General features: G+C 46.5%; 21 protein-coding genes and 1 pseudogene. 9 read left to right on the top strand and 13 right to left on the bottom strand.

The genetic code is table 11. The annotated features are described in order from the left end of the window. Positions 1 to 137: 137 nt before the first annotated feature. Positions 138 to 881, bottom strand: a complete 744-nt coding sequence (locus tag ACR1R9_RS28060; protein WP_433922221.1) for an SDR family oxidoreductase — start codon at positions 879 to 881, stop codon at positions 138 to 140. 237 nt (positions 882 to 1118) lie between these two features. On the opposite strand from ACR1R9_RS28060, the gene ACR1R9_RS28055 reads away from it, so the two are divergent. Both ACR1R9_RS28055 and ACR1R9_RS28050 read left to right on the top strand, forming a co-directional pair. Further along, entirely contained in the window at positions 1119 to 1508 is a 390-nt protein-coding gene (locus ACR1R9_RS28055; RefSeq protein WP_433923785.1) for a winged helix-turn-helix transcriptional regulator, read from the top strand. A gap of 108 nt (positions 1509 to 1616) precedes the next feature. Continuing rightward, entirely contained in the window at positions 1617 to 2663 is a 1047-nt protein-coding gene (locus tag ACR1R9_RS28050; RefSeq protein WP_433922222.1) for a CdaR family transcriptional regulator, read from the top strand. Between the two features lie 106 nt (positions 2664 to 2769). Here the strand turns inward: ACR1R9_RS28050 and ACR1R9_RS28045 are convergent, their stop codons facing one another. From ACR1R9_RS28045 to ACR1R9_RS28035, 3 genes are all read right to left on the bottom strand, one after another. Then, the gene (locus tag ACR1R9_RS28045) at positions 2770 to 3918 is read right to left on the bottom strand and encodes a glycerate kinase (RefSeq protein ID WP_433922223.1); all 1149 of its coding nucleotides are present in this window, start codon (positions 3916 to 3918) and stop codon (positions 2770 to 2772) included. A 23-nt stretch (positions 3919 to 3941) separates the two neighbouring features. Then, positions 3942 to 5237: a GntP family permease gene (locus ACR1R9_RS28040; protein WP_076287280.1), complete on the bottom strand. Its 1296-nt coding sequence runs from the start codon at positions 5235 to 5237 to the stop codon at positions 3942 to 3944. Positions 5238 to 5399: 162 nt separating this feature from the next. Further along, positions 5400 to 5834 (bottom strand): Lrp/AsnC family transcriptional regulator, encoded by a 435-nt coding sequence (locus ACR1R9_RS28035; RefSeq protein WP_064641603.1) that lies wholly within the window; start codon positions 5832 to 5834, stop codon positions 5400 to 5402. A gap of 161 nt (positions 5835 to 5995) precedes the next feature. On the opposite strand from ACR1R9_RS28035, the gene ACR1R9_RS28030 reads away from it, so the two are divergent. Next, the gene (locus ACR1R9_RS28030; RefSeq protein ID WP_433922224.1) at positions 5996 to 6457 is read left to right on the top strand and encodes a VOC family protein; all 462 of its coding nucleotides are present in this window, start codon (positions 5996 to 5998) and stop codon (positions 6455 to 6457) included. Positions 6458 to 6586: 129 nt separating this feature from the next. On the opposite strand, the gene ACR1R9_RS28025 is transcribed toward ACR1R9_RS28030, so the two are convergent. Next, positions 6587 to 7126, bottom strand: coding sequence for a hypothetical protein (locus ACR1R9_RS28025; protein WP_076287277.1), 540 nt, complete (start codon positions 7124 to 7126; stop codon positions 6587 to 6589). A gap of 96 nt (positions 7127 to 7222) precedes the next feature. On the opposite strand from ACR1R9_RS28025, the gene ACR1R9_RS28020 reads away from it, so the two are divergent. Then, a complete protein-coding gene (locus ACR1R9_RS28020) occupies positions 7223 to 8140 on the top strand; it encodes a phosphatidate cytidylyltransferase (protein ID WP_326066698.1) in 918 nt (305 codons plus the stop codon). A gap of 204 nt (positions 8141 to 8344) precedes the next feature. Here the strand turns inward: ACR1R9_RS28020 and ACR1R9_RS28015 are convergent, their stop codons facing one another. Then, the gene (locus ACR1R9_RS28015; protein ID WP_433948856.1) at positions 8345 to 8926 is read right to left on the bottom strand and encodes a hypothetical protein; all 582 of its coding nucleotides are present in this window, start codon (positions 8924 to 8926) and stop codon (positions 8345 to 8347) included. A 229-nt stretch (positions 8927 to 9155) separates the two neighbouring features. Here ACR1R9_RS28015 and ACR1R9_RS28010 point away from each other — a divergent pair. The 4 genes and pseudogenes from ACR1R9_RS28010 (at position 9156) to ACR1R9_RS27995 (ending at position 12731) form a co-directional block, all read left to right on the top strand. Then, positions 9156 to 10030, top strand: a pseudogene (locus ACR1R9_RS28010) (DMT family transporter). 93 nt (positions 10031 to 10123) lie between these two features. Next, on the top strand, positions 10124 to 11173 hold the full coding sequence (locus tag ACR1R9_RS28005; protein WP_099857877.1) for a bifunctional transcriptional activator/DNA repair enzyme AdaA: 1050 nt from the start codon (positions 10124 to 10126) through the stop codon (positions 11171 to 11173). A gap of 70 nt (positions 11174 to 11243) precedes the next feature. Further along, entirely contained in the window at positions 11244 to 12017 is a 774-nt protein-coding gene (locus ACR1R9_RS28000; protein WP_433922226.1) for an isocitrate lyase/PEP mutase family protein, read from the top strand. Positions 12018 to 12212: 195 nt separating this feature from the next. Beyond that, positions 12213 to 12731 (top strand): hypothetical protein, encoded by a 519-nt coding sequence (locus ACR1R9_RS27995; protein ID WP_076287273.1) that lies wholly within the window; start codon positions 12213 to 12215, stop codon positions 12729 to 12731. Positions 12732 to 12786: 55 nt separating this feature from the next. Here the strand turns inward: ACR1R9_RS27995 and ACR1R9_RS27990 are convergent, their stop codons facing one another. The 7 genes from ACR1R9_RS27990 to ACR1R9_RS27960 all read right to left on the bottom strand — a co-directional run bounded on the left by ACR1R9_RS27990 (position 12787) and on the right by ACR1R9_RS27960 (position 18884). Then, positions 12787 to 13485 (bottom strand): hypothetical protein, encoded by a 699-nt coding sequence (locus ACR1R9_RS27990; RefSeq protein WP_433922227.1) that lies wholly within the window; start codon positions 13483 to 13485, stop codon positions 12787 to 12789. Beyond that, positions 13482 to 14357 carry an ATP-binding cassette domain-containing protein gene (locus ACR1R9_RS27985; RefSeq protein ID WP_076287271.1) on the bottom strand — a complete coding sequence of 292 codons (876 nt, stop codon included), beginning with the start codon at positions 14355 to 14357 and terminating at the stop codon, positions 13482 to 13484. Before ACR1R9_RS27985 ends, ACR1R9_RS27990 begins: the two co-directional genes overlap by 4 nt. Then, the gene (locus ACR1R9_RS27980) at positions 14354 to 14734 is read right to left on the bottom strand and encodes a GntR family transcriptional regulator (RefSeq protein WP_063565917.1); all 381 of its coding nucleotides are present in this window, start codon (positions 14732 to 14734) and stop codon (positions 14354 to 14356) included. Before ACR1R9_RS27980 ends, ACR1R9_RS27985 begins: the two co-directional genes overlap by 4 nt. A 98-nt stretch (positions 14735 to 14832) precedes the next feature. Then, the gene (locus tag ACR1R9_RS27975) at positions 14833 to 15003 is read right to left on the bottom strand and encodes an aspartyl-phosphate phosphatase Spo0E family protein (protein ID WP_076287270.1); all 171 of its coding nucleotides are present in this window, start codon (positions 15001 to 15003) and stop codon (positions 14833 to 14835) included. 241 nt (positions 15004 to 15244) lie between these two features. Further along, the gene (locus ACR1R9_RS27970; RefSeq protein WP_076287269.1) at positions 15245 to 16627 is read right to left on the bottom strand and encodes a transcriptional regulator; all 1383 of its coding nucleotides are present in this window, start codon (positions 16625 to 16627) and stop codon (positions 15245 to 15247) included. A gap of 274 nt (positions 16628 to 16901) precedes the next feature. Next, positions 16902 to 17819 carry an aldo/keto reductase gene (locus tag ACR1R9_RS27965; protein ID WP_063565845.1) on the bottom strand — a complete coding sequence of 306 codons (918 nt, stop codon included), beginning with the start codon at positions 17817 to 17819 and terminating at the stop codon, positions 16902 to 16904. 174 nt (positions 17820 to 17993) lie between these two features. Further along, positions 17994 to 18884 (bottom strand): diacylglycerol/lipid kinase family protein, encoded by an 891-nt coding sequence (locus ACR1R9_RS27960; RefSeq protein ID WP_064641592.1) that lies wholly within the window; start codon positions 18882 to 18884, stop codon positions 17994 to 17996. A 343-nt stretch (positions 18885 to 19227) separates the two neighbouring features. Here ACR1R9_RS27960 and ACR1R9_RS27955 point away from each other — a divergent pair, with 343 nt between their 5' ends. After that, complete coding sequence (locus tag ACR1R9_RS27955) at positions 19228 to 20748, top strand: leucine-rich repeat domain-containing protein (RefSeq protein WP_433922228.1); 1521 nt, start codon at positions 19228 to 19230, stop codon at positions 20746 to 20748. Positions 20749 to 20859 lie beyond the last annotated feature (111 nt).

Genomic DNA, 20859 nt, shown 5'->3' with positions numbered 1-20859 from the left:
TCAAATATTTTTCGTCATTATTCATCATTTTTACTGCTGCAAGTAATTATAGAGACCTACATTGCACAAAATTTAAGATAAGTTTCACATTCTCTACAACCCTTCACCGCTCCTTGCACAACAAACAAGTAGACGCATCAAATCATCGTATATCCGCCATCCACAAACAATGTGCTCCCTGTTGTAAATGTATTTGTCATAAGATACGTAACTGTATGTGCAATCTCCTCATTGTAGCCTACACGCTTGAGCACAGACATTTTCTCATAGTCTTTAAAATGTTCACCGCGAGGTGTGCCCTCCTGTCCCTCACGCCAGATGGTTCCGGGGGATACGACATTCACACGAACAGGCGCCAGCTCCACTGCAAGTGCTTTGCCCAGACTTTCAATCGCTCCGTTACACGCTGCGTAAGAAGCGCCGCCATCCAACGGACGTTGGCTAAAGCCGCCCGACATTAACGTGATCGAACCCGAAGCCGATAGATACGGAGCTGCGTATTTGGCAGCAAAATACTGAGGCCAGAACTTGCCCTTGAAGCAGCTTTCGGCCGTCTCCCGATCTGAAGTTAACGGACCACGGGTGTATGCAGCTCCAGGGGTAAACAGGTGATCAAATGCGCCAACCTGATTGAAAAATAACTCGATTTGCTGTTCATCCTGATTGTCCAACACATAAACTTCAATGGATAACGCTCCAGTCTTGCCTTCGCCTGCGACTTGCGCAATCTGCTCCCTTGCTTCCTCTAGCCTGTTCTCCGATCGTCCCGCGATAACTACATGTGCACCAGCCTCAGCAGCCTGCACAGCTGTTGCAAGTCCAATTCCAGAGCTTCCCCCTATAATCACGACACGTTTATTCTCCAATGTAAATTGACTCATTCTGCATCTTCCCCTCGTAGCGCCAGAACTTTCGTTGTACCAGCGTTTTGTTCATTATTATTGAAAAGATTAGCGCTGAACAGTACGCAATTGGATCGTACCAGGTACGAAAATTCGTACTATTGGAACCAGATGACACAGTTATTCCTGCCCTATTCACATAGACAAAACAAGCGGAACGCGAAAAAATCAGGTATGATGGAGTTATATATAGTTGTTTAAATCGAGGTGAATACTATGGATTTGCAGGAGCCACGGTTACAAGGTGTTCTCGTTACGTTGGAAGCCATTAATGGAAAATGGAAACCACTCATCCTGTTTATTTTATTGAAGGAAGGCACGAAACGGTTTGGTGAACTAAGACGCATGATTCCTGATGTAGCGCAGGGCACGTTAACGAAACAGCTGCGCGAGCTGGAACAGGATCAGATTATTGTGCGCACTCTCTATGGCGATGTTCCACCGAAGGTCGAGTACAAACTGTCCGAACACGGGCAGACGATTGGTGCGCTGTTGGATGGCATGTGTGGCTGGGGCAAGGCGCATCTGGAATACTTGAACGGAACCCAGCAGAGGATTAATGCGAAGAAATTAGCCGGGGAATCCCATAACGAGGCAAAAGCTTAATAAAAAAACAACAAGGTAGCCCTTTACCTTTTAGTAAACAAACTTGTTTAAGACAAGCACGTCAGCTATACTTTCGTTCAGATGCACAACGGGAGAGGGGGATATGTAATGTTGCAACTTTCGGAAAAACAGGCACAGGATATTGTCGATAAAATGATGCAGGACATTCCGTACAACATCAACATCATGAATGAGCAGGGCATTATCATTGGAAGCGGACAGAAGGAACGCGTAGGCACGATTCACCAGGGAGCGGTCCGTGCCCTGACCACCGGAGACCGCGTCGAAGTCTGGCAGGATGGCAGACTGGAAAAGATGGGCACCAACGAACCGATTCGGATCAATCATCAGTATGTCGGTGTCATCGGCATTTCCGGGCATCCGGATGAAGTCCGTCCGTTCTGCAACATTGTGCGCACAACCGTATCTCTCCTGATCGAACAACGTAATCAATTGGAAAGTCTGGCCCATGAAGCTTCTCGGAAAAAAGCCTTTCTGGAACGGTTGCTTGCCCACTCGGGTTCCTATTCGCAGAAGATCCGGCGGGAAGCGGCGCAATACCATATCGATCTGCAGCTGCCAACGGTTCTTCTATACATTCGCTTTCCCCATGAAGCCCCTGATTTTGGCACGGAGACAAGCCGGGTATTCCTACAGCTTCCCTCGTTCTCGATGGAGGAGGATGGCCACGTGCAGCTTATTCTGATCCAGAGCGAATCGGACGTTGATTCGATAATCCAGCTTGTACATCAGGAACAACCTCAAGCCTTCATCTCTGTTAGTAGGCGTGACGCCAGTATTGCCATCTGTTACGAACAAGCGAGATCTGCAATGAACATCTTGCTTGCGCTTCGACCTGCGGCACCATTGATCCGTTATGATGATGTGCAGTTTCTGGTGCGCTTCAGCACGGCCAACCTAGTTCGCCATAACAACGTCGTCAGTAAACTGGAGGACACAGCCGATCTGCTTGACACGCTTCGCAGTTTCATTCATCACAATGGCAGCATGTCAACGACTGCAGAGGATCTCAACATCCACCGCAATACACTGCAATATCGGCTCAAACGGATCCAAGCCCTTACAGGCAAAGACCCGCGCAATTGGCTGGAGCTCATTGAACTTACGCACGGACTACTCGCGTCTTATCAGTAGAGTCCACAACAAAAAAAGACTGAACCGGAATGCCCTGTCCCTTGTGGACGTCCCTACGTTCAGTCTCTTTATACTCTTCGAACCCCACTAACCGAACCACAGAATGTTAAGAAATCAGACCCAATTTCAGCACTCTCGCAATATTCTCGGTTGTACGCTCCACATTCTCTGGGCCTTCGCGCAGAAGTCGTTCCAGATCAGCCGCCCCCGGCACAATACCAAACACCGCGTCAATACCTTCAGTGTACAACGTATCTATCCCTTCACCAACGTAACCTGCAATGGCGATAACCGGCTTGTCTGCTTCCTTTGCAGCACGCGCTACACCGTAAGGTGTCTTGCCAAATTTCGTTTGAAAATCAATACCGCCTTCGCCCGTAAACACCACATCCGCATGTACCAGCTTGTCACGCAATCCAGTGTATTCAATGACAATTTCAATGCCTTTGCGCAACACAGCCTGTGTAAAAATCAAAAGCCCTGTGCCCAAACCACCTGCCGCACCAGCACCCGGCACATCACGTATATCCTTGTGTAGCTGCCGCTTCACCACATCTGCATAATGGGAAAGATTAGCATCCAGCACCTGCACCATCTCCGGTGTAGCTCCCTTCTGCGGTCCAAACACCCGTGAGGCGCCATGCTCTCCGCATAACGGATTCGTTACATCACAGGCGACAATGAACTCCACATCCAGCAATCGTTCATCCAGCCCAGTCACATCGATATGCGCCAACTTATCAAGTGCGCCGCCTCCACGTGCAAGTGGCTGTCCGTTTGCATCCAGAAACGTTGCGCCAAGCGCTTCGGCCATGCCTGTACCCCCATCGTTGGTCGCACTTCCACCAATTCCGATAATGATTTTACGAATACCCTGATCCAGACACGCTCGAATCAGCTCTCCCGTGCCATAGGTTGACGTGCGAAGCGGGTTCCGGGTTTCCTTGGTCACCAGATGAATGCCGCTCGCCGATGCCATCTCAATCGCCGCTGTTAACCCATCGCCCAGAATGCCATACTGCGCTGATACAGGCTGCCCTAGTGGCCCGCTCACCTCTCTCTGGTGAATTACGCCGCCAGAAGCATCCACCAGCGACTGCACGGTGCCTTCGCCTCCGTCAGCCATCGGTACATGAATATAGTTGGCGGTTGGATAGATTTTACGCAATCCTTTTTCCATGGCCACACATACTTCTTTCGCTGTCATGCTCTCTTTAAATGAATCCGGTGCCAGTACAAATGTCGTCTCTCTCATCTTCTCCCACCCCATCCGTGTTATTAAAGGATAAATCCGTAGATTAACGTCGCTACAATCGCCATCGTTCCACCCACGATTGCTTCATAAGGAATAACGCCCATCCGCTGCTTGATTGTCATCTTCATGCTGTCAGCCGAGACGTGGAAGTAATTGCCCTGTGGCAGGGAATCGATAACCGTCGCACCCGTGTGCACCATAACCGCCGCTGCGAGCGGAGCGGTTCCCATGTTCAGAATTGCATCTCCGAATGAACCGGTGGCAAGGATAACTCCTGTCGAGGTGGAAGCCGTCGCTGCCGCCATCAGAATACCAGCAATCGGCGCCAGGAAGGTACCGGATATCCCGGACGCTTCAATAAGACTAACCACCTGACCAGACAGATCGGATGCAGAGATCAGTCCCGCGATGCCCCCGGCTCCGATCAGAATAAGCACGGTGGCAGTCATTTTATTCAATCCGGATGTCGTGTATTTCACAATGTTTTTGCCCTGACCCATCGCCAGCATGCCGATAATACCCGCAATCGGGAGAATGTACATCGCATCCACTTTGAATGTGGATAGTGCTGTGATACCTGTAATGGAGCCGATTGGATTAATCATCAGCAGGATGATCGCAACCAACGGTGCCACAATCGCTTTTCTCAGTGGTGGATACTGTGAAGTGTCCACTTCACCCTGCTCTGCTTCCTGATCGGTTACCATTACACCTTTATTTCTAAGCATTGAAGCTACGATAACGGTTACAATTAATCCGCAGATGGCTGGAATCACGCCTGCCAGCATGACATTGCTGAGATCCAGATTGAACCCCCGTGCTGCAGCGATCGTATTCGGATTCGGGGATATAATATTCCCCGCCTTGCCTCCACCGGATAAAGCAAGCAAAAGGGCCAGCTTGGATATACCCATTTTGTTACCAACAGACAGCGCAATTGGCGCTACGATCAGGACGGCAACGGGAATAAATACCCCAACGGCTGTAATAATCATCGTTGCCAGTGCCAAAGCCAAAATGGCCTTACTGCCGCCAAACTTTCGTACGATGGCCTGGGCGATTGTCTCTGCTGCCCCCGACTCCATCATGACTCCAGCTAATACCCCAGCAGCCAGTACACGAAGCACGGTGCCCATGACACTTTGAGTGCCGTTCACTAGTATATTTACAGTCTCTTCTAGATTAGCTCCGCCAATTAAAGCGCCTACAATTGCGCCCAGAAATAAAGAGTAGACCGGATTAAGCTTCTTCAGAATCAGTATAATCGCAATTGCAAGTCCTGCCAGCGCGCCGATCCAGCTAATTGTTAAAGGTTCCATTGTTCATTGCCCCCCATGCACTTGTTGAACACGCTTTCATTATAGTTGCTGGTGAGCCAAATAAATATTGATGATCAGACGAAATTCATTGTGCATATGCACAATGAATAGTGGCAAGACCGAATATCCTGCCACCATTACACTAACGTGCGTCGCTGCTTCCTAGAGCAGCACACGGTGTTCCATTATATTTTTCATACTGATATGGGATTTGGATGGACCAAGCTTCACAAGCGAGTCTTGGAACTCAGCAAGCTCTTCAATGGTTGCCGTCTGTACCTTGATCAGATAGTTGTACTCACCACTAATCCGATATAAATCCGTGACCTCAACAGCCTGTTCACAGAAGTGAACGAATTCCTCACAATGCTCTGTTTTGAGTAAAATAAAAGTCGTTGTCCCACGATTTAGTTTGGCCAGATCATAGATGGTTGAATATCCCGATATGACCCCATTTTCTTCCAGTTTGAGAATTCTCTCCTTGACCGAAGGTTGGGACATGTTCACCTCTTTGCTAATCTGTACAATTGGCATGCGTGCATGGTGCTGCAGCAGTCGCATAATTTGCTGGTCGATCTCATCTATAACATAACCCATTTGTAGTCCCTCCTGAGCATCAGGCTAATTTAATAAGTTTTTTTGGATAAAAGAGCTTATAAATTACAACTCTCACCCCATTATATCCTTTGATATCGCATGGTTCCAATGCAGCGTTCCCTTTATACTTTAGAAAACAATCTGAAGAAGGAGTGATGAGCATGAGTGTAAACGGACTGGCTCACGTAGCCATTCAAGCACGTAATTATGAGGATACCCTCTCGTTCTATACCGATGTATTAGGATTTAAAGTTGGTCACTCCTGGAGTCTGCCCGCCTTTCAAATTACCGAGGCTTGCATGCTGATCTCACCGGATCAACGCACCTGCATTGAACTGTTTGACCCCGGAGCCGTAATCGCGGCCGAAGGCGAACCAGCAGACTCTCCGGAAGCAGTGAAGCATGGGGCCTTGCTGCATTTCGCCTTTTACGTAGACCATGTGGAAGAGATATACGAGCGAGCGCTTACTCACGGTGCTAAGCCTTATGTTCAACCCGATTGGATCTCACTTGGTGAACCTCCACTTCAAGTTCGAAATGCGGTTGTGTATAGTCCAAATGGTGAAGTGATCGAATTCCTCGAAGAGGTTGATTTTGACCGTCCCTCTACACCGTCGATCTAACGTTATGCAAACCGAACAGCCTGTGGCCCGGATATCCGTGGCGGCAGGCTGTTTTATACTATGTTATTTGAGCAATAGGACAGCGAGCGTATGGGCATAAGACATACTCCTTGCCCTCATTTCCTCTCTTCAATCCGGCGTATAATCGCTTAACTTCCCTTCATACACCAGCTGCAGTTGTTCACTTTGGCGAAAATCATCCGGGGTCACCAGCGCAGGCAGCTTGTTCCACAGCTTGATGCCTGAACGTTGCAGAATCTCGGCAACAAATTGCGAACAAAAGTAGGAGTTGCTGAACTCTACTGGCTCCTTCAACGTAATGCCAATTACACCAAGCAGATTGTACATATATTTCTGGCGGCTGCGAATGAAGATGTGCAGCACCCGTTTCATTTTTTCCACTTCACGCTCCGTCACCTGAAGCTCATAAATCACACATGTGGTATTTGGATACTTACTGTATGTACCTGTCTGAATATCTTCCTTCACGAACCCGCCGTTCAGCGGATTGCTGGGATGCTTGCGCCCAAAGCTGTACAGCTCGGATAATTCGCGGTCAAATGAGATGGAGGCATGATTGTATGGTGCTCTGGTGTAACTCTGAATGACTTTGGTAAACAACGTTCCCGTATTCGTAAGCAGGATATAGATGGAGCGTGGTTCTGTCATAACGAAATTTCCCCTTATCAAGTTGGTACTATTCCTTCATAATAACATAGGTACCCTATATTGGAATCTTACTTCTGGATAAGCAGGTGATTGTACTTGAGCAGTTCACTCTTTACCTTAACACTGATTTTTATTGCTTTATTGGTCATACATATCGTGTACAAAATCATTACGAGGCTTCAGCCGGACAAGGATTATTCGGGCATTGGCAACAAAATCAAAACCTGGTGGGGCATGTTTGTCATCTTTTGTCTCGCCACCCTCTTCAATCCGATTGTCTCCCTGATCTCCCTCATGGTACTTACCTTTTTCGCGCTGAAAGAGTACTTCTCCATGATCCGCAGCACCCGCAAAGCTGATCGCAGGTTGTTTCTCTGGGCGTATCTGGCGATTCCGGTACAGTTCTACTGGATCTATATTGGATGGTATGGGATGTTTATCGTGTTTATTCCGCTATATGTCTTCCTGGTGTTACCCCTGCCACGTCTAATTAATAAGGGCACGGTTGGTTTCCTGCGCAGTGTTAGCTCGACGCAATGGGGTTTGATGCTAATGGTATTTGGACTTAGTCATCTGGCCTACTTCCCGTTCGCAACACCGGAATATGGTTCAAAGCTGGTCCTGTTCCTGGTCGTGTTAACCCAACTGAATGATGTGGTGCATTATCTGGCCTCGCTCTATCTGGGCAAACGAAAAGTGGTGCCCACGGCCAATCCTTTTTTGACATGGGAAGGGTTCGCCTGTGCATTCGTTGTAACCACCACCGCCTCTTATTTCATTCACCCTTACCTGACTCCGTTTGATGCACGTTTCGCGCTTTTCATCGGTGTGTTAATCGCTCTGGCTGGGTTCTTCGGAAGTCTGACGGTTTCTGTTCTGAAGCGGGATTTGTTAATTGGGGATGACAATAAGTTCGATGCGCTGAAAAAAAGCTACCTGAGCCGGGTCGACAGCCTGACGTACACCTCTCCAGTCATGTTCCACGTGGTGCGTTATTTCTTCGACTTTATGTAGGAACAGCAGTATCTGTTACAGATACGAGGTGCGGAAACGCTCAGTCGATAGAACAAAGTGAGAGCTCGCGTCATCAATAAAAAGCAGCCTTTACGGCTGCTTTTACTCATTTATGGGAGAAATGAAGGCATACGTTTAATGTGCCTATTTCATTTTCCATTTTGAATTAACAGAAAGCACCGAACACGGCTATGATATGCCTGATTATTTTAATTTAATTTCCTTCTCCGAGGTCACTTCTTTCCCCTCTTCATTGGTAAACACAAACGTCGCTTTGCCGCGTTCACCCTTCATCTCATCCGAATAGATAAATCCGGAGAATTGTCCGTCACCACTGATATAAAAACCTTCTTTTCCATTCGCGCCATGCTCGATCGCTTCCTTGTAGGAATTCACAATTGTTACCGTGTTGGATGTCCAGCGCATCTCGGATAAAGCGTAGCCCTCGGGAATTTGTTTTATCGCAAAATCAAAGCTATTGCCCTCGGACGGCTTATCCGTCTGGTCAATGACGATCATGACCTGTCCTTCTGCATCAGCGGAGGATTCCGATTGGGCCGTAGGCTTGCCTTCATTCCCACTTTCATTCGCCTGATTATTGTTATTCTTCGCCTCCATATTGGGAACGGAACTATTTCCCGCTTCCTCTATGGGCTGCTTTGATTGTGGATAGGCGTGTTCCTGTACGGATTCGTTGTTATTTTTCGCCCCACATGCGCTGGTCAACAGCAGAATACATAGAGCAGACACCCAGAGTATAGATTTATTTTTATTATTTTTCATCATTGGAACTCCCTCCATTGATCTAAAGTAACAAGCACGATGCATTCATCCAAAGAGAACTTTCCAATCAGCACCTTCTATAGTAATTACTACACCATATCGTCTCACATTAAGCTCCATATTATGTAAATGAGTTATAAATTCAATTCGTTAATACACTTCGATGAACCCTGAAATATTGGCGTGTTACCCTGAAAGGGTCAAAAAACATGCTATTTGAGGGGGAAAAAGGTTGAATCGCTTTGCTTTTATGATGCTTGTTATACTCGCCACTTCGCTTATGGGTTCATCCTTTGCTGTGGGCAAAATCGGACTGGCTTATATCTCACCCATACTGCTGGTTGGCATTCGATTTACGCTCGCTGGAGGACTAATGGCGCTGTGGGTACAAAATAAAAACCTTCCCGTGACCTCGCCTGACTGGCTCCGGTTGTTCGTCATCGGTCTGTTCCAGACGACGGGCGTAATGGCCTGCATTTTCCTGAGTATGCGCACCATACCTTCCGGGCAAACGTCCATTCTCACGTTTACAAATCCGCTATTGGTGGTTCTTCTCGGAAGTGTATTTCTTGGTTTGAAATATCGTGCATACCAGTGGTTTGGGGTGCTCATCGGTATAACGGGGGTGTTCATCACGCTTGGATTCCATCTTCAATTCTCCGGAGGAACGTTACTGGGTGTGGGTTCTGCCTTGTCCTGGGCAATCGCTACTCTCTTGGTCAAACAATGGGGCTCACGCTTCAGCACATGGGTGCTAACGGCATATCAGATGTTATTCGGCGGATTAACACTGTTATTGCTCAGTTTTACCATGGAATCAACCAAACTCATTCTGAACACCACATCCATAGGGGTGATTCTGTATCTGGCGATCCTCGGTTCGATTGTGCAGTTTGCTACGTGGTTTTACCTGTTAAGCAAGGGCGATCCGGGCAAGACAAGTGCGTTTTTGTTTCTTGCTCCCTTCTTCGGTGTCTTATCAGGTTGGCTGCTTCTGGGCGAAGTCATTCGGGATTACGTTTATATGGGCGGGCTAGCATATTCCTGGGGATCTTTCTGGTACACTGGACTGGACGAGCAAATAATAAGGACGTATTGATAAAATAAAATATTCATGCCTGAATTTCGGCGATGCCCAGTGCATCGTTTTTTTATAATATCAACAAGGATAAACTTTACTGATATAAGGACGTGCGCCCAATGATTTCTGCTGAACTGAAAGAACAATACTATGAGGCTCTTGTGGCTAAGGATTCGGAATACGAAGGTTTATTCTATGTAGGCGTCAAGACGACGGGTGTATTCTGCCGACCTACATGCCCCGCGCGGAAGCCCAAGTTCGAAAACTGCGAATTCTATGAGACGGCTCAGCAGGCTTTGCTTGCTTCGTATCGTCCTTGCCAGCGCTGCCGCCCGTTGTCTCATCCCAATCAGGTATCTGATGTGGTACGCGTATTGGTGGAAGCCGTGGAGAACCATCCGGAGAAACGCTGGAAAGGCCAGGACTTCAAGGCATTATCTATCGACGAATCGACGGCCAGACGTCAGTTCAAGAAGCGATTTGGCATGACCTTTGTGGAGTATGCCCGTGCCCGTCGTATGGGACTGGCCCTGAAAAATATTCGCTCCGGTCGAACGGTCATTGATGCCCAGCTGTCCACCGGTTACGAGTCCGGCAGCGGGTTCCGGGATGCCTTCTCGCGAATCATGGGCGCAGCGCCCACACAAGTAGATGAACAAAATGTCTTGAAGGCGTCCTGGATCGACACACGCCTTGGACCCATGATGGCTGTAGCCGATGAAAAGGCGCTATATCTGCTCGAATTCGTGGATCGCAGAGGTCTGGAGCGTGAGGTGGAACGTTTGCGTAAACGAACGAAGTCAGCCATTGTACCTGGAGTAACAGAACCGATTCGTTCCATTGAACGGGAACTTGCGCAGTATTTTGAGGGCACGCTAACTGTATTCCATACCCCGTTGTTCTGGTTAGGAACACCATTCCAGAAGAGTGTATGGGAGCAATTGATTGCGATCCCACCGGGCGAGACGAGGTCATATCAAGATATCGCGAATGCACTGGGTAAACCTACAGCATGTCGGGCGGTAGCACAGGCCAATGGAGCCAATCAGCTGGCCATTGTTATTCCATGTCACCGTGTGATCAATGCCAGTGGAGAACTGGGAGGATACGGAGGAGGCCTGACACGCAAAAACTGGCTTTTAACCCACGAGAAGCAGGCTCCTGAATAACTCAAGAGATATGAAATGAACGGCATGTGGTATGAAGAGGATTAGCTATGTAACGGAGGAGATAAGTCTTATGAGTACGCAACAAGAAAAAGCGGCGATGTTGCACCAATCCCATACGAAAGGCAATCCATTGATTCTGGTCAATGTCTGGGATGCCGGGAGTGCACTCGCCATCCAATCTGCTGGAGCAGCAGCAATCGCTACTGGAAGCTGGTCTGTAGCTGCTGCCCACGGTGAACAAGATGGAGAGGCGATGCCATTCCAGCTGGTACTGGACAATCTGGCCCGGATTACAGCGAGCGTGGATTTGCCTGTTACGATCGATATTGAGGGAGGGTATGGCAGGTTTGCGTCAGAAGTGAAGGGAAATGTGAGCCAAGTGATCCATCACGGTGCGGTAGGAATTAATATTGAGGATCAGCTCCCCTCTGGCGCGGGACTGTACGCTGTGGAGGAGCAATGTCTGAGACTGTCGGCTGCCCGAGAAGCCGCGGAGCAGGCAGGCATTCCGCTGTTCATTAACGCCCGCACAGATATCTTTTTGCAAAATGCACCTGAACGACACAATCACGCACTCCTGGAAGAAGCATTTATTCGCTCCAAGGCATATGCAGAAGCAGGCGCCAGTGGTCTGTTCGTTCCAGGCTTACAGAATCAACAACTGATTCAGGAATTGTGTGAGCGTTCGTCGCTTCCGGTCAACGTGATGGTTACATCCCATGAGCCTTCACCAAAACAACTTGCTGGGCTGGGTGTGGCACGCGTAAGCTATGGGCCTTATCCTTATCTGCAAGCAATGGAATACCTGAAAGAACTGGGACAAAGTATTCTATCTGGAAACTAACACAAAGGCGTGCTTTTCATTATTCACTAGAGGGAAGCGTACTTTTTCACGATATTCAATTAATGCTACTATTATAAGCGATCATCTATGATGTGAATCCTCAAACAGGTGCTAGACTGCGCCTGTTTTTTGATGCTTATCTTTTCACCTATGTATGTTATAATCACCACTACCCAACACTAACAGGAGGAAAATATGCTTAACGTTGAACAAAAGCTTGAAGTGCTACAATCGTATCCCCAACTGCAACGCAAAGATGTTTCTCTCGGTCGTGTTAATTTCCACTACGAAGAAAGTGCGTATGATAAAAAGATTGTTGCTCTCCATATTCACCCTAACGGTAACGGTTATATCTATGCAGGGCTACTGCCCAACTATGAGACCGATGCTAAAGGATTCGTCAATATTCGTGATTACTCCGAAGAAGATCTACGCACATTATTAGATGAGACAATCAAAGCGATGTCTCACAATCCCAACGCAGTTGAATTCGAGGTGCCAGAACAAGTAAAAACTGCTGCTCCTGCATTGGCTACAACCTCTACAGGTGGCGGAACATGGGTCGATGAAGATGGACATACGCTGACTTTAAAATATGAAGATGACATGTGGTATGTGTATTCCGGTGTTAATCTGGATATGGCTTTCGAAACACGTAGCGAAGCTGGCGAGTATCTCAAAGAAGAAGGATTCAAACCACAAGCTCAAGCCTAACCTATACAAAAAAACACGAGACGTGTATGTACACACTCGTGTTTTTCTGATCTGATCAGTCTTTTCTGCCTTTCATTGTAAGCGGCGCATTCCTCATCATCGGGTACGTGCTCAGAAGCAAAGCACCTCCAATGACCCCCAGAGTGGTGAACAATGCGATGAGATTGACATTTGTAAACCACTGGACCCACGTGCTCAGATCTGATAGAACAATTACCAGCGTAACGATTAAGCTAACCCCAAAGAACAGGACAAAAAAGTTGCGCATCCCCAATCTAATCCAACAAACAGTTGAGAAGATGGATAACCCCAGCACCAGAAAACCAATCATCAGATCAAACCATAGATAGGAAAAAAAATGATATTCACTTGAATACAGCATACCTGGTTGATAAAAGGTTACGCCAAGCGTCCCATATTCATGGAGAAGATGCATAATGAAATAGATGACGTTCAGTATCGTAATTGTTCCTACGACCATCCATACCGAAATGATATAAAAGGATTTCATAAACTGTATTCGTGTACTGCCCATACCGATCGCAACCGGAAACAATGTGATGATGCCCGCGACCGCAAAAGCACAGATTCCTCCGTACATTGGACCAAATAGTTGAGTAGTATACGTCACATCAAAGATGAATCCAATGGCCAGATAGACAACTGTAAGCATGAGTGTAATTGACGAGAAAATCATTAAATACCAGCGCATATCGTCCAGAATCAGCCGATTCGTACCTTTAACCGAGTTCATCGCTTAATCCCCTCCTGATTACGCGTCCTGTTGACCAAATAATCCTGTAATGTTGCCTTCTCAATGGAAAGCCCCTGCGTATGAGCGATGTCTTTCCACGTTTTCGAGTATGGCTCATCAATCATCACTTTCAAGGTCGATCCCATCTGGGAAGATTCTATGACCTTCACGTCTGCGGTGACTCGATTGACATCTTCAATTCTCCCTGTTAGAAGAACTCCTTTTTCGCGCATCTCTTCCATCGGCTGATTAAATAACACTTCCCCGGCTTGCAGAACGATGAGGGACTCACATAAAGGCTGAATCTCCTCAATATGATGGCTTGATATTAGGATTAGACGCGGGTTATCTTCATACGTCTCCAGTAAAGTATTGTAGAAATATTTACGTTTCTCAGCATCAAGTCCATTGGTGGGCTCATCCAGAATCGTTACTCTTGCGTTACTGGCAAGACCCAATATCATCTGAGCGGCGGTCTTCATGCCTTTTGAGAATTTGGTGATCTTCTTCTTCACTGGCAGTTCGAACATGTCGATTAGTTGCTCGGCGAGACCCTGATTCCACTGAGGATGGAAGTATTGACCGAATCGAACCATGTCGTTGATCGTCCAATTTCTACCCAGGGGATGGTTCTCCTGGATATAACACAGATTCTCCTGCGCAGCCAAGTTGTTGTATGGATCCTGGCCCATCACTTCAATGGTTCCAGTATCAGGCCGGTTATGGCCTGCGAGCAGACTCATCAGGGTTGTTTTGCCTGCACCATTTCTTCCCCACATTGCACTAATGATCGGCTCACTCTCATGTAACGTCACGTTTTTTAGCACCGGCGTCTGTTGATAGCTGTAGGTCACCTGCTCGATCTGAATCATAACTCACTCTCCTTATCTTTCTTGCCCCGGATCAAATCGATAATCATGTCCTCATTCATGTGAATCCGTCTGGCCTCTTCAAGTAAAGGTTTGATATATTCTTCGTAGAAATGCTGCTTTCGTTCAACAAGCAATGCTTCCCTGGCTCCCTTCGCAACAAACATTCCAACACCTCGCTGTTTGTAAATGATACCTTTGTCCACGAGCATTTGAAGCCCTTTGCGTGCCGTGGCTGGATTAATATTGTAAAAGCGAGAGAGTTCATTGGTTGAAGGGACCTGTTCCTCCACCTTCAATCTGCCGTCTACAATGTCATCCATAATCATCATGGATATCTGATGAAAAATAGGCTGAGATTCATCCAAATTCGATTTCATGCGATTCCAACTTTCATCCATTGTTAATTAGTTAGTCGGTTAGTTACTCATGTGACTAACTATAGTATACGGAAACCAATATGTAAATAGGCGAAGCACTAATTAATCAACTTTTTCATTTTGGCTCGATTGTATTGATTAATAAGACCGTCCAGAACTACAGATTGCTGGATGACTTCAGGATGAAGCAAACTGCCGTATTCCGACTGCAAGCGGTGAAGCTGTTGTCTGGCTTCTTCGATCTGTGACATTAACTCCAGGCAATCCATAGTACCCCTCCTTTTTGTCATATTTTAGTTTATTATGCCAATCGATAGGCCGCAAGGGGTACGACATACTTATTCTTCCACCAGACGCAAAAAAAGACGCCTCTGAATGAATATTCAGAAGCGTCCCTTACCAATTTTTTAAGTTCCGAATCCGTGGTCAGCAGTTCTCATAATTCCGGGGTCTGGAACTTCCTTGCCTGAGACAGGTTCCGTAGCAGGAGCTACAATGTAAATAATAATACTACATGTAGCTATCAGCAAAGCCAACTTTCTCTTCATTGAGTTTCTGCACCTCACTAATGATCAATTTGTATTGCTGTTTCGCCGTCTCAGTTGCAAACTCCCTATATTGCTCAAACAGTCCGACACCTCTAAGCATACCTCGTCCACTGCTAATTTCAATAGAGAATCGTAAACTATCCAGAACAAATTGTATTCCTGTGAAATACTCGTCTTTCTTTAGATAATACGCAGCGAGATCTGCTAAAAGACGTAAATATCGATCATCTGTAACCTGTCTGCTAACCTTTCCAATTCGGTTGCTCTGTTCCTGGTACGTAAAGTAGGATTCATACTGTTCGAGCACATCATCAATATTTTTATCATAGCGATTGGCAGCAGTCACAATATCACAAAGCGCCGGGAAAATTTCATTTTCTTTTGTTGAGATGTAATTCAAATATTCAGGCAACACATCAAACTGTCCGCTCATTAATTGATATATATAACGGTTGCCCTCAGCCCATTCCTGAAACTGATTCATAACTACCATCTCGTCTTGATTAGGGTTCTTAACCCAACTGTTATCCGTGTATAAAGAAACATATTTAAGCGCGCCTTGATAGTCTTTAAGTTGATAGCACGCACTACCTGAAGCCAAATAAGAATACAGAATGTAAAACACAATTGGTCTTTTGGTTTCTTCCTGTTTCCTTCTTCCATTCAGCTCATAATGGATGGTTGCTTTCACCCTAAGCTTCTCGGACAGCTCCTGAACTTTATTCCATCTGTGCAAGGCACCAAAGGCATTGATCAGTTCGTTGAGCGCATCCAGCTGATAACGTTCATCCAGCCGATCTACATAGTATTCGAATTGGGCCGCAATGATTAGATTTCGTTGCTGATCATTGCTCAGCCCCAATCTGAATAGTCGATACTGACATAGTGCAAGCCGTTCGGAGTGTTGCATTTTCTCACTTTCGGCTATCGTTTCATATAGTAGAACGGCCGGTTTGAATTTACCAGCATGGTAGAATTCTTCAGCCAGATCAAATAACAAAGGAATATAAGATAGATTATCCATCATCAACCGGATAACATCTTCAATACAATTCAATTTATTCAATTCTGCACATCGATGAAGGAATGGTCCCAGTCTTCGCCAGTCAGGGGCAGCATGGACAAAACACTCATCTATATACAATTCATAGAAGTAACCTTCTTCAAGTCTCATAGCTGAAGTGATTCGATCCAGCTGCTGCATCGCAATCGGACGATTCTTGTTCAAAATGTTGCTCAGCGTACCCGAGTTAATTCCTGACGTTTCCGAAAAAAGACTAATGGACATCTGCTCACGCTTCAGATAACTCTCTAAATGATCGCGTATCGTGGTTGTCGGCTCCAAACTAACACCACCCTCCAAAATAAAAAACCATAAACAGGATTAACGGTATGCAAAAGTAATTATATGTAATAATTAAGCAAGGGTCAATAAGATAAATTCAACTAATTTGTATTAATTACAAAATAATCCTTTTGTTAAAATAGAGGCCCTACCCTTATTTTATACCGGGAACGAATAAGCATCAAATAAAGGATAAAATAAAAACACGAGCGCTATATACGCTCGTGTTTTACATGCAATACAGCAGATCATTCTGCTATGTATTGATTTGGGTTTAAGGCAGCACATTGCCAGCTGCACGATAGATTTCGTACCACTCTTGGCGTGTAAGGTGAACATCGCCAGCTTTGATGCAATCCTGCAAACGCTGGATGTTCATTGTACCTGTCACGGGCTGCATTTGTGCCGGGTGGCGCAGCAACCAGGCAATTGCGATGGTCGTGTTGCTCACTTCATATTTTGCAGCAATCTCATCGATCTTCGCATTCAGTTCCGGGAACTTATCACTGCCCAGGAATACGCCTTCAAAGAATCCGTATTGGAACGGGGACCATGGTTGAATCGTGATATCATGCAGGCGGCAATAATCAAGAATACTGCCATCACGGTTAACCGCGGCATCGTTCTCCATATTTACGTTGATTCCACTATCAATCATCGTGGTATTGGTAATACTCAACTGCAGCTGGTTGGCTACCAGTGGCTGTTTAACGTATTTTTTCAACAGTTCGATCTGGTTCGGATTCTGGTTGGATACCCCGAAGTGACGCACTTTGCCTTCGCGTTCCAGCTGATCAAAGGCTTCAGCTACTTCTTCCGGTTCCACCAAGGTGTCCGGGCGATGCAGCAATAAAACATCAAGGTAATCGGTTTTCAAGCGTTGCAGAATGCCATCCACCGAATTCAAGATGTGCTCTTTGGAGAAATCAAACATGCCTTTGCGGATACCGCATTTGGATTGAAGAATCATATTTTCACGAACTTGGGGATTCATCTGCACAGCCTCTGCAAAGATCTCCTCACAAGCCCCGTTTCCATAAATATCAGCATGGTCGAAGAAGTTCGCGCCTGCTTCCATGGCGGAATGAACAAAATGTTCAGCTTCTTTGCTGCTTAATGAATTAATTCTCATGCAGCCAACGGCTACAACCGGTATTTCGAGTGCGCTGCTGCCAAGTTTAATTGTTCTCAAGATGATTTCCCTCCATATTCGAATAGTATCGTACATTCATTCTCATGATCTTTGCCAACTAGTATATACTTGTCTTCCGTCTATGATTGTGACACAGAACTGCAATCGGTTTCAATGGAATTTTAGATTTCTTATATGGAATAATGGAGGTTTTTTTCTGCATCGTTCCTCCACCTATACTTCTTCCGGAACTATCACTTCAATATGCCGAGGCAATACACTGATTTGAATGGGCAGAGAGGGCCCTTCTTCTCCATCCACATTTGTGCGAATGGCTTCTGTAGAACGGACGTGAACTTCTTTTGCCGTAAAATAATCAACATCCTTATGATTCTTCAGATTGCCAAACAACAGGGACGTTCCGAGTGTTACCGTATTAAAGACATTCATGCTACGGATTACAAAACAATGTATTAATCCATCATCCACCGCTGCTTCCGGGGACAATTTCTCAAAACCTCCAACCGAATTGGTCAGTGCCGCGAGAAAAAGTGGAGACTCCCCTTCCCAGAACTGCCCATCATACTCAATAGTGAGTGGCTTGGCCGGTGTGTTCATCAAATCTTTCAATCCTTCTTTCAAATAAGCGAATGAACCCAGCTTCGACTTCTCTTCAGAGGATACCGAGAATAACGCCTCTGCCAATGAACCCGCTGCCACCACGTTAGCAAACAGACGATCGTTGATTTTACCAAGATCCACCTTATGGATCTGCTCCGAACGTAACTGCCGAATGGCTTCCTCCGGATCAAGCGAGATATTCAGCGCACGCGCAAAATCATTCACTGTACCCAGCGGCACCACACCCAGTCTGGGACGATGCTCCTGATCCATCATGCCGTTAATCGTCTCATGCAGCGTCCCATCCCCTCCAATGGAAATGACGAGATCACAGCCATCTTTGCAGGCACTCAGACAGTAGTTGGTCGCATCGCCCTCACCAGCCGTCTCATTGACCACCACTTCATACTGCTGTGATTCAAGAATTTCTTGTACCTGGGACACATATTGCTGAGCCTCTTCTTTACCCGACGATGGATTACTAATGATCATGGCTTGGCGCATACCTGCATCTTCTCCTCCAAATGGCTTTCTTACTTCATCTATACCCTTTCTGCCATGGAGTTGAATAGCATCTGGGGGAGTTGTACAATTTTTTTTGAAAAAGATGACTGGAAGAGTGCAGTATGGGGTTTGTATCATATAGAATAGAAGTAGATGTTCTGCCTGTCATGAATTTCTTGTTCCTTTTGCCCCATGATGGGTTAATAACTATAGATGTGTTTATCTATTATATCTGTCCATATCGTAACTATAGTAGTTTACCGACATAAATTGGTACTCACAAATTACATAAGAACGGTACACTTACCTATCATCAAAATCGGAATCGGAGGGAATTCATGCAATGAGAAGAATGACTCTACTATTTCTAGTCTTCATCCTGAGTCTCGGGGCGGCTGGGCAAGCGATGGCCTATACTACGGCAGACTTGGGCGAAGGAATCATCAAAGATCCTGCACTAGAGAACGGACTGAAGCTGATTCTGAACAAACCGGTAGATTCCCCGCTAACCTCTTCCGATCTGGAGCAGTTGAACGTAGTGGATCTCAGCAATGCAGGCATTCAAAGCCTGTCCGGCCTGGAATACGCCACGAATCTGACACACCTCCGGTTATATGGCAATGAGATTGAAGACCTAACACCGCTGGCGCATCTGACTCAGCTTCGCGAGGTTGACGTTCGTAATAACTACATTACATCGATTGATGCACTCGCTGATTTGAAAGACCTGGGACGGCTGTATATCAGCAACAATTCCATTTCTTCCATAGAAGTTGTACGTGGATTCACCCGTTTACATACGTTTCACGCCAGCGGCAACCAGATTACCAGTCTCTCCGCACTGGCGGATGCAGATGATCTTCAATGGCTTGAAATCTCGAATAATGCGATAACGTACCTGACACCACTGGCGGATAAAAGAAAACTGAAACAGCTCAATGTGGCCAACAACCACATTCATACACTGGATGTACTGGCTGATCTGCCGAATACACTTCAGAAGCTGAATGTGGCAGGCAACGAGATCTCCGATCTGATGCCTTTGAAGCATATGACACGCCTGCAGGCGCTAGACTTCTCTGGGAATCAGGTTCAGCATCTGGCACCCTTGGAAGACCTGGTAGGATTGAAAGAACTGAATGCGGAGTCCAATCAGATCTATGATCTGGAGCCATTACGCCAGCTGTCCAAGCTGGAAGTACTGAAACTGTCCAATAACCGGGTGTGGAATCTGTCACCGATTGCCGGTTTTACTTTTACAAGAAACAGCTCTGCAAATACAAATACGATAACGGATATCTCGGCTTCCACTTCCTTATCCTCCGGTACGCAGACCTCGGTCTCTGAACCGGAACCTGCCGGACTCACGGTACAAAATAATTATCTGGATGTTGCGAGCGGCAGTGACACGATGCGCCTGCTAAACCAGATGAATGTGCGGGAGCAGAAACGTACTCCACAGGGCAGCTTCCAGCGGCTTATTGAAGGATCTACCACGGCCTATGTCGGGGATCGTGCTTACGCACTGGAGGCTGCACCCTTTATCGATGAAGGACGGACCTATGTACCACTCCGCTTTGTCTCCGAGCAATTGAATGCCAGCGTGAACTGGAATCCGGATACACAGGAGGTTCAGATTGCGCAGAATGGTACAGTGGTTCGGTGGACCGTGGGCAACAAACAGGTGATTGTCGACGATACACTTGCGATAAACGATGCACCACTGTTGATGAAGGATGGAAAGGCGTTTGTCCCGGTACGTTTTATTTCGGAGCAATTCAATACGACGGTTGCTTATATCGGAAGCAGCAAAACGATTCTGATCTTCGAAAACAAAGCGCAGGCCGAGAATGAACAACCTTAATTAAGCCAAGCATCATCAAGCACCGAGCACTTATCTCAACTTTTCTCAAATGCACAATTACATGCACAGCGAAGTCCCCGTCTGAACATCAGCGGGGATTTTTGATGAGCA

Origin of the sequence: Paenibacillus taichungensis (assembly GCF_050994985.1) — a bacterium.
Lineage (GTDB): Bacteria > Bacillota > Bacilli > Paenibacillales > Paenibacillaceae > Paenibacillus > Paenibacillus taichungensis.
Note: the sequence above shows the minus strand (reverse complement) of the source record. Positions and strands in the feature narration are given on the sequence as shown.

Excerpts from the sequence above, each read along its gene's own strand:
- ACR1R9_RS27955 (WP_433922228.1), top strand. The coding sequence starts at position 19,228 with ATGAGAAGAATGACTCTACTATTTCTAGTCTTCATCCTGAGTCTCGGG.
- ACR1R9_RS28025 (WP_076287277.1), bottom strand. The coding sequence starts at position 7,126 with ATGACAGAACCACGCTCCATCTATATCCTGCTTACGAATACGGGAACG.
- ACR1R9_RS27980 (WP_063565917.1), bottom strand. The coding sequence starts at position 14,734 with ATGAAATCGAATTTGGATGAATCTCAGCCTATTTTTCATCAGATATCC.
- ACR1R9_RS27985 (WP_076287271.1), bottom strand. The coding sequence starts at position 14,357 with ATGATTCAGATCGAGCAGGTGACCTACAGCTATCAACAGACGCCGGTG.
- ACR1R9_RS27990 (WP_433922227.1), bottom strand. The coding sequence starts at position 13,485 with ATGAACTCGGTTAAAGGTACGAATCGGCTGATTCTGGACGATATGCGC.
- ACR1R9_RS28040 (WP_076287280.1), bottom strand. The coding sequence starts at position 5,237 with ATGGAACCTTTAACAATTAGCTGGATCGGCGCGCTGGCAGGACTTGCA.
- ACR1R9_RS28045 (WP_433922223.1), bottom strand. The coding sequence starts at position 3,918 with ATGAGAGAGACGACATTTGTACTGGCACCGGATTCATTTAAAGAGAGC.
- ACR1R9_RS28015 (WP_433948856.1), bottom strand. The coding sequence starts at position 8,926 with ATGATGAAAAATAATAAAAATAAATCTATACTCTGGGTGTCTGCTCTA.
- ACR1R9_RS27960 (WP_064641592.1), bottom strand. The coding sequence starts at position 18,884 with ATGCGCCAAGCCATGATCATTAGTAATCCATCGTCGGGTAAAGAAGAG.
- ACR1R9_RS27995 (WP_076287273.1), top strand. The coding sequence starts at position 12,213 with ATGCTTAACGTTGAACAAAAGCTTGAAGTGCTACAATCGTATCCCCAA.
- ACR1R9_RS28005 (WP_099857877.1), top strand. The coding sequence starts at position 10,124 with ATGATTTCTGCTGAACTGAAAGAACAATACTATGAGGCTCTTGTGGCT.
- ACR1R9_RS28000 (WP_433922226.1), top strand. The coding sequence starts at position 11,244 with ATGAGTACGCAACAAGAAAAAGCGGCGATGTTGCACCAATCCCATACG.
- ACR1R9_RS28030 (WP_433922224.1), top strand. The coding sequence starts at position 5,996 with ATGAGTGTAAACGGACTGGCTCACGTAGCCATTCAAGCACGTAATTAT.
- ACR1R9_RS28050 (WP_433922222.1), top strand. The coding sequence starts at position 1,617 with ATGTTGCAACTTTCGGAAAAACAGGCACAGGATATTGTCGATAAAATG.
- ACR1R9_RS28035 (WP_064641603.1), bottom strand. The coding sequence starts at position 5,834 with ATGGGTTATGTTATAGATGAGATCGACCAGCAAATTATGCGACTGCTG.
- ACR1R9_RS28055 (WP_433923785.1), top strand. The coding sequence starts at position 1,119 with ATGGATTTGCAGGAGCCACGGTTACAAGGTGTTCTCGTTACGTTGGAA.
- ACR1R9_RS28060 (WP_433922221.1), bottom strand. The coding sequence starts at position 881 with ATGAGTCAATTTACATTGGAGAATAAACGTGTCGTGATTATAGGGGGA.
- ACR1R9_RS27975 (WP_076287270.1), bottom strand. The coding sequence starts at position 15,003 with ATGGATTGCCTGGAGTTAATGTCACAGATCGAAGAAGCCAGACAACAG.